At 71.8% G+C, this 7887-nt stretch carries 7 protein-coding genes, 2 pseudogenes and 1 riboswitch; of the genes and pseudogenes, 8 read left to right on the top strand and 1 reads right to left on the bottom strand.

Annotated elements, in window-relative coordinates; translation table 11 throughout:
* From M7D61_RS02075 to ribH, 7 genes and pseudogenes are all read left to right on the top strand, one after another.
* Positions 1-478, top strand: a pseudogene (locus M7D61_RS02075) (tryptophan--tRNA ligase); the annotation flags it as partial.
* Between the two features lie 155 nt (positions 479-633).
* Positions 634-762: a hypothetical protein gene (locus M7D61_RS02070; RefSeq protein ID WP_298227097.1), complete on the top strand. Its 129-nt coding sequence runs from the start codon at positions 634-636 to the stop codon at positions 760-762.
* 97 nt (positions 763-859) lie between these two features.
* Positions 860-2365 carry a glycerol kinase GlpK gene (gene glpK / locus M7D61_RS02065; RefSeq protein ID WP_298227095.1) on the top strand — a complete coding sequence of 502 codons (1506 nt, stop codon included), beginning with the start codon at positions 860-862 and terminating at the stop codon, positions 2363-2365.
* A 104-nt stretch (positions 2366-2469) separates the two neighbouring features.
* Positions 2470-2620: riboswitch (FMN riboswitch) on the top strand.
* 64 nt (positions 2621-2684) lie between these two features.
* The gene (gene ribD / locus M7D61_RS02060) at positions 2685-3707 is read left to right on the top strand and encodes a bifunctional diaminohydroxyphosphoribosylaminopyrimidine deaminase/5-amino-6-(5-phosphoribosylamino)uracil reductase RibD (RefSeq protein WP_298227093.1); all 1023 of its coding nucleotides are present in this window, start codon (positions 2685-2687) and stop codon (positions 3705-3707) included.
* Positions 3707-4360 (top strand): riboflavin synthase, encoded by a 654-nt coding sequence (locus M7D61_RS02055; RefSeq protein WP_298227091.1) that lies wholly within the window; start codon positions 3707-3709, stop codon positions 4358-4360. Before ribD ends, M7D61_RS02055 begins: the two co-directional genes overlap by 1 nt.
* Positions 4357-5586 carry a 3,4-dihydroxy-2-butanone-4-phosphate synthase gene (ribB, locus tag M7D61_RS02050; protein ID WP_298227089.1) on the top strand — a complete coding sequence of 410 codons (1230 nt, stop codon included), beginning with the start codon at positions 4357-4359 and terminating at the stop codon, positions 5584-5586. Before M7D61_RS02055 ends, ribB begins: the two co-directional genes overlap by 4 nt.
* A complete protein-coding gene (gene ribH, locus M7D61_RS02045; RefSeq protein WP_298227087.1) occupies positions 5586-6062 on the top strand; it encodes a 6,7-dimethyl-8-ribityllumazine synthase in 477 nt (158 codons plus the stop codon). The genes ribB and ribH overlap by 1 nt, the downstream gene beginning before the upstream one ends.
* On the opposite strand, the gene M7D61_RS02040 is transcribed toward ribH, so the two are convergent.
* Positions 6052-6492, bottom strand: a complete 441-nt coding sequence (locus M7D61_RS02040; protein ID WP_298227086.1) for a DUF2269 family protein — start codon at positions 6490-6492, stop codon at positions 6052-6054. The genes ribH and M7D61_RS02040 overlap by 11 nt on opposite strands.
* 187 nt (positions 6493-6679) lie before the next feature.
* Here M7D61_RS02040 and M7D61_RS02035 point away from each other — a divergent pair.
* A pseudogene (locus tag M7D61_RS02035) lies at positions 6680-7887 on the top strand (hypothetical protein); the annotation flags it as partial.

Genomic DNA, 7887 nt, shown 5'->3' with positions numbered 1-7887 from the left:
CAAGGCGCAGTTCCCCGAGGAGGGCGCCCGGGTCTACGACCTGCAGAACCCGACGGCGAAGATGTCGAAGTCGGCCGAGTCGGACGCCGGCATCCTCTGGCTCCTCGACGAGCCGAGCGTCACCGCGAAGAAGATCATGCGCGCCGTCACAGACACTCTCGGCGTCGTCCGGTTCGACTGGGAGAACCAGCCCGGCATCACGAACCTGCTCTCGATCTACACCGCGCTGACCGGCAGGTCGGAGCAGGAGGCCGAGGACGAGTTCACCGGTCGCGGCTACGGCGACTTCAAGAAGACCGTGGCTGACGCGGTCGTGGCCGAGTTCGAGCCGGTGCGCGCGCGCACCCTCGAGCTGCAGGCCGACCCGGCCGAGCTCGACCGCCTGCTCGCAGCGAACGCCGAGCGGGCTGAGGCGATCGCGAACGCGACGCTGAAGCGCGCCCAGGACGCGATCGGCCTGCTGCCGCGCCTGCGCTGATCACGCCTGGCGGGCAGCGTGTCCTGAGGCGGACAGGGTCTACGGACGCGTTGCCACCGGACCGTGACTTCGTCGCGAGCAGCCTGCTCCCCTCGTAGAAGCCCACGCTACCGGCGAGGGTGCCGAGGCCGCCCGGGACCGCTGCGTTGAGGGCGATGGCCGTCGATGCGCCGAAGACCGTGGAGGTCTTCGAGACCGCGAGCGTGGTCGTCGAGGCCGGAGGCGTCGCGTCGAGCCCGCCGGAGCTCACCGAGACCTTGACGTCAGTGCGGACGTGCTCCTGATCCTCGACCGAGTTCGCCGTCACGTAGATGACGCCGTCAACCACTACACCGGCTTCGTCGTCTGGGTCGACTGATCAGTACTCGGTAGCGTGGCAGCATGACCGCGCAGTACGTCCTCGCGATCGACCAGGGCACGACGAGCTCGCGGGCCATCGTGTTCGACCGCGGCGGCCGGCCGGTGAGCGTCGGCCGGCGCGAGGTCCCGCAGTACTACCCCCAGCCGGGCTGGGTCGAGCACGATGCGCTGGAGATCTGGGCGGGCGTGCGCGAGGTCATCGGCGTCGCGCTCGCCCGGGCGAGCATCACCCGCCACGACGTGGCCGCGGTCGGCATCACCAACCAGCGCGAGACCGCGGTGGTGTGGGACCGTGCGACGGGCGTGCCGATCCACCGCGCGATCGTCTGGCAGGACACCCGCACGCAACCCATGGTCGACGCGCTCGCCGCCGCGTCGCCGCTGGGCGTGCGCCGCTTCGCCGCGGCGACGGGATTGCCGCTGTCGACCTACTTCTCGGCGACGAAGATCGCCTGGATCCTCGACAACGTCCCGGACGCGAGGCGCAGGGCCGAGGCGGGCGAGCTCGCCTTCGGCACCGTCGACAGCTGGCTGCTGTGGAACCTCACCGGCGGGCCGGCGGGCGGGATCCACGCCACCGACGTCACGAACGCGAGCCGCACCCAGCTCCTCGACCTCGAGACGCTGAGCTGGCGCCCCGACCTGCTCGACGCGTTCGGCGTCCCTGCCGCGCTGCTGCCCGAGGTCCGCTCGTCATCCGAAGTGTACGGAACGGTCGAGTCGTCGAGCCTGCTGCGCGAGACGCCGGTCGCGGGCATCCTCGGCGACCAGCAGGCGGCGACCTTCGGGCAGGCGGCGTTCGGCGCGGGCGGCGCGAAGAACACCTACGGCACGGGCAACTTCCTCCTCGTCGGCACCGGCGAGACGATCGTGCGCAGCGAGGCCGGATTGCTCACCACCGTCGCCTACCGCCTCGGCTCAGCCCCGGCCCGCTACGCGCTGGAGGGTTCGGTCGCCGTGACGGGATCGCTCATCCAGTGGCTGCGCGACAATCTCGGCCTCATCCGCGACACCGCGGAGATCGAGCCGCTCGCCGCCTCCGTGCCCGACACCGGCGGGGCCTACATCGTGCCCGCGTTCTCGGGGCTCTTCGCCCCGTACTGGCGACCCGACGCGCGCGGCGCGATCGTCGGGCTCACCCGCTACGTGACGAAGGCGCACCTGGCCCGCGCCGCGCTGGAGTCCATCGCGTTCCAGAGCCGCGACGTCATCGACGTCGCCCGCGCCGCCGGGATCGAACTCGCCGAGCTGCGCGTCGACGGCGGGGCGAGCGCGAACGAGCTGCTCATGCAGTTCCAGGCCGACATCCTGGGCATCCCGGTGGTGCGACCCGTCGTCGCCGAGACGACCGCGCTCGGCGCCGCCTACGCCGCGGGCCTTGCCGTGGGGTTCTGGGGCTCGCTCGACGAGATCGCCGCGAACTGGGCCGAGGGCCGGCGCTGGATGCCGCAGCTGCCCGCCGCCGAGCGCGAGGCCCGCTACGCGACCTGGCAGAAGGCCGTGACCCGCACCCTCGACTGGCTCTGATCCCGCGGACTGCCGGAACTGCCTGTTCCCGCGGTCCTCGTTCCGGCATTTCTGGCAGTTCGCGGGAATGACCGACCCGGTGCGCGGCGTTAGAATCCCTGTAGCAGTGTGCTCCGGGGTCGGTGAGAGTCCGAACCGGCGGTGATAGTCCGCGAACCCCTAGTAGTAGTTCTCCACCATCAGGTGGGAGCGAGGGGTTGAGCCGGTGGAATTCCGGTACCGACGGTTAAAGTCCGGATGGGAGGCAGCACACGGTGTCGCGGCAGGTGCCGCGCCGCCCGGCGTCAGCCGTTCCCGGAGCCCAGAAGGGCGTGAGGGAATGAGCGACGAGCTTCTCGAGTCGGCCATGCGCCGCGCGCTCGCGCTCGCCCAGAACGGTCCGCGCGGGATCAACCCGCAGGTGGGCTGCGTCATCCTCTCCCCCGCCGACGAGATCATCGCCGAGGGCTGGCACCGCGGCGTCGGCACCCCCCACGCCGAGGCCGACGCGCTCGCCACGCTGACCCCCGATCAGACGCGCGGTGCGACGGCAGTCGTCACCCTCGAGCCGTGCAACCATCGCGGCCACACCGGGCCGTGCTCGGTCGCCCTCATCGAGTCCGGCATCGCGCGCGTCGTCTACGCCGTCGACGACCCCACCCCCGAGGCTCGCGGCGGCGCCGCGCGGCTGCGGGAGGCGGGCGTCGAGGTCGTGCCGCACGTGCTCGCCGACGACGTCCGCGCCTTCCTCGCCGACTGGCTCTTCGTCGCCGCCCACGGCCGCCCGCATGTCGCCCTCAAGTGGGCGATGACCCTCGACGGCCGCGTCGCCGCCGCCGACGGCACCAGCCAGTGGATCAGCTCGCCCGAGGCGCGCGCCGCCGTCCACACCCTGCGCGAGATGTCGGATGCCGTCCTCGTCGGCACCGGAACGGTCATCGCCGACGACCCCGCCCTCACCGCACGCGGCCCGGCCGGAGAGCTGCTGGCGCACCAGCCCGTGCCGGTCGTCGTCGGCGAACGCGCCGTCCCGGCCGCGGCCCGGCTCTTCGATCACCCCGTCGAGCCCATCCTCGAGCCGACCCGCGACCTCGCTGCGGCGCTCGCGGACCTCGCCGCGCGCGGCATCCTCACCGTCCTCGCCGAGCCCGGCCCGACGCTCGGCGCCGCGCTCGTCAAGGCCGACCTCGTCGACCGGCTCGAGGTCTTCCTCGGCCCCGGCCTGCTCGGCGGGCCGAACACTGCACTCGGCGACCTCGGCGTGGGAACGATCGCGGCCAAGAAGGCGTTCGCCATCGTGAAGCACGCGATGGTCGGCGATTCGATCTGGGTCCGCGCCGAACGCGCGGAGAAGGAGTCCTGATGTTCACCGGAATCATCGAGGAGATCGGCGAGATCGTCGCCGTCGAGCAGCGGGGCGACTCGGCGCGCCTCACCGTGCGCGGCCCGCGCGCCGTCGCCGGCGCCCGCCACGGAGACTCCATCGCGGTGAGCGGCGTCTGCCTCACCGTCGTCGACCAGGGCGATGACTGGTTCGCCGCCGACGTCATGCGGATCACCCTCGACATGTCGACCCTGTCGGATGCCGCTCCCGGCCGCCTGGTCGACCTCGAGCGGGCCGCCCACCTCGGCGACCCCATCGGCGGCCACCTCGTGCAGGGCCACATCGACGGCACCGCGACCGTCGCGAGCATCGAGCCCGGCGAGCACTGGCGGGTCATCCGCTTCGCGATCGACGCCGCGCACGCACCCCTTGTCGTGCGCAAGGGCTCCATCGCCGTCGACGGCACCTCGCTCACCGTGAGCGCCGTCAGCGACGCCGCCGACCCCCAGCCCTGGTTCGAGGTCTCGCTCATCCCCGAGACCCTCGCCGCGACGACCCTCGGCACCCTCGCCGTCGGCGACCGCGTCAACATCGAGACCGATATCACCGCCCGGCAGCTGCAACGGCTGGCGGCCTGGTCTTCCTCGCTCGGCGCCGCCGAGCAGCCGACCGACGAAAGGGGACTCGCATGAGCCTCACCACCATCCCCGACGCGCTCGCCGCACTCCAGGCCGGCAAGCCCGTCATCGTCGCCGACTCGGCCGACCGCGAGAACGAGGGCGACGTCATCTTCGCCGCGCAGTTCGCGACTCCGCAGCTCATGGCCTGGGCCATCCGCGTGACGAGCGGATTCATCTGCGCGCCGATGACGAACACCATCGCCGACCGCCTCGAGCTGCCCGTCATGGTCATCGACAACCGCGACCCGCTGGCGACGAACTACACCGTGTCGGTGGATGCCGCCGACCGGCGCTCGACGGGCATCAGCGCCACCGAGCGCGCCCACACGGTGAACGTGCTCGCCGACGCGGCTGCGACGGCCGGCAGCCTCAACCGGCCCGGCCACATCATGCCGCTGCGCGCTGTCGACGGCGGCGTGCGCGAGCGCGGCGGCCACACCGAGGCGGCGGTCGACCTGCTGCGGCTCGCCGGCCTCACCCCCGTGGGCGTCATCGGCGAGATCGTCCGCGAGGAGGACGGCGAGATGATGCGCCTGCCGGAGCTGCTCGAGTTCGGCGAGCGTGAGGGTGTTCCGGTGACCACGATCGAGGCGCTGGTGGCGTACCTCGCGGAGCACGAGGTGCCGCTGCCCGCGCCATCCCCCCGCCTCAGCTTCGAGGTCGAGACGACGACCCCGACGACCCACGGCCCGCTGCGCATGCGCGCCTACCACGACCACCAGACCGGCGCCGACCACCTCGCGATCGTCGCAGGCGACCCGGCGACCCCCGGCGCGCTGGTGCGGGTGCACTCCGAGTGCCTCACCGGCGAGGTGTTCGGCTCGCTGAAGTGCGAGTGCGGGCCGCAGCTCAATGCGGCGCTCGACGAGGTGCAGCAGGTCGGCGGCGTCGTCATCTACCTGCGCGGCCACGAGGGCCGCGGCATCGGCCTCATCAACAAGCTGCGCGCCTACCGCCTCCAGGAGGACGGCCTCGACACCGTCGACGCCAACACCGCACTCGGCCTGCCCGTCGACGCGCGCGAGTACGGCGCCGCGGCCGAGATCCTGCGCGATATCGGCATCGACGAGATCCGACTGCTGACGAACAACCCGGAGAAGACCGCGCAGCTGCGCGCGAACGGCATCGCCGTCACCGAGCAGGTGCCGCTCGTCGTCGGCGTGCAGGCGCTCAACGAGGGCTACCTCGCGGTCAAGCGCGACCGCCTCGGCCACACCATCACGATCGGACACGAGTAATGGCCGGATCCGGCGCCCCCACCGCCTTCGAGCCGCTCGACGGCACGGGATTGCGCGTCGTCATCGTGGCCGGGCTCTGGCACGAGGCCATCGCCGGCGGCCTCATCGCGGGCGCCAGGCGCGTGCTGGCGGAATCCGGCGCCGACTTCTCGCTCGTGCGCGTGCCCGGGTCGTTCGAACTGCCCGTGGCGAGCAGGACGGCGCTGGATGCCGGAGCCGACGCCGTCGTGGCACTCGGCGTCATCATCCGCGGCGGCACCCCGCACTTCGACTTCGTATCGCACGCCGCGACGGACGGCCTCACCCGCGTCGCGCTCGACACCGGCAAGCCCGTGGGCTTCGGCGTGCTCACCCTCGACGACGAGCAGCAGGGCATCGACCGCGCTGGTCTCCCGGGGTCGAAGGAGGACAAGGGCGCCGAAGCGGCCTATGCCGCGCTGGCGACGGCGCTTCTGCTGCGGTCGCTCAGGGCCTGAGGGCCATGAGCACGACGATCGCCAGGAGCAGCACCGACACCACGCCCGCCGTGGCGGTGAGCGCGCCGTAGCCGGTGGGCTTGCCCGTGCCCTCCGGGTTCGCCTCGATCTCGGTCGCCGCCGTCTTCATCGACGGGACGACGACGAAGAAGGCGAGCGCGAACGCCGCGAGGTAGAGCACGATCGACAGCCACACCCAGAGTTGGCCGAAGCCGACGCCGGATTCCGTGTCGAACGAGAGCGCACCGAAACCGAGCACGAAGACGATGACCGAAGCCCAGCTGAACACGGTGGTGAGGGTGGCGATGCTCCGCACCTGGTCGGCCTGGCGGTTGCGGGCGAAGCGCAGTGAGAGGTGCGGGATCACGGCGAGCGGGCCGATGACGAACACGGCGAACAGCACGTGGAGCGTGACAAGGAGCGTGAACATGCTGCGAGCCTAGCGTTCGAGCGGCGGGATCCCCCGCGGTCTGGGGGCATGCCGGGGGCATCCATGCGCTCAACGGAGTCGAGAGGGTATCGACACTATGTTATTTCTATGGATATGCCACGTATATCCAGTGGTTTGTATTTGCATAATCCAAGGGTCAGGATGACCCGGCTTTCGGGGGGAAGTCATGAAAAGCCAGGAAGGCACCAGCATCTCAACGCGCCGTCGCGCCGCTCTTGTCGCCGCGCTCGCCGCCATCATCGCTCTCGGCGCACCCGCGCTCGCCGCTGCGCCGGCGACGGCGGTCGCGGTCCGGCCCATCAGCTGGGGAGCTCTCTCATTGCACGGCATCGCGCAGGTCGGATCGTCGATCTCGGTGTCGCACGGCACCTGGACGCCGGGCACGAGGTTCGTCTACCAGTGGCTTCGCGGCGGCAAGAAGATCGCCGGTGCCACCGGATCGCGGTACCGACCGGTCGCGACCGACGTCGGCAAGACGCTCAGGGTCAAGGTCGTCGGCTGGCAGCTCGGCTACCACACGCACACGCTGACCTCGCGCGGCGTCGTCGCCACGGCGGGCGTGCTCCCGACCATCAAGGTCGGTCTCGGCAGCGCGCCCATCCTGGTCGGCGAAACTCTGAAGATCGGACGCACGGGCACCTTCCTGCACGGCGAGAAGACCGCCGTGCAGTGGTATCGCGCCGGCGCCGCGATCACGCGCGCGACGGGGCTGCGGTACACCGTCGCCCCGGCCGACTATGCCAGAGCGCTCTCGTACACCGTGACCGCGAGCCTGTCCGGCTATGCGACCCGGGTGTTCCGCAGCAACCGCATCATCGTGAGCGCGGGTTCTCAGACGCGGGGCGGGGTCTCGCTCTCGGGCGAGCCCGCTGTCGGCTCGACGTTGACCGCGGTGCCCGGCGGCTGGCCGGCTGGCGCGGTGCTCGGCTACCAGTGGTATCGCGACGGCGAGGCCGTGCTCGGGGCGACGGGCGCCGGCTACGGCCTGACGGCGGCGGATTCCGGGCACCGCGTTCTCGTCGTCGTCACCAGTGCTCTCGCGGGCTACCGCGGCGCGCTCGCGGCGAGCGACGAGGTCGTGGTGCGGCCCGGCACCCAGACACCGGGGACGGTGTCGGTCTCGGGTGCCGCGGTCTCGGGCGCGATGCTGAGCGCGGCCACGGCCGGCTGGGCGCCGGGCGCGACGCTCGCCTACCAGTGGCTGCGGGACGGCTCGCCGATCCCCGGCGCGACGGGGCCGCAGTTCCCGTCGTCGTCGACGGATGCCGGGACGGCCGTCTCCGTCGCCGTGACGTCGGTGCTCGCCGGGCACGCGGACGCCGCCGCGACGAGCGCGGCCGTGGCGGTGGGCGACTGGTACGCGGCGAACTTTCC

Origin of the sequence: Gryllotalpicola sp. (genome assembly GCF_027352875.1) — a bacterium.
Taxonomy (GTDB): domain Bacteria; phylum Actinomycetota; class Actinomycetes; order Actinomycetales; family Microbacteriaceae; genus Gryllotalpicola.
The sequence above is the reverse complement of the archived record's forward strand: the minus strand, read 5'-3'. Positions and strand labels throughout refer to the sequence as shown.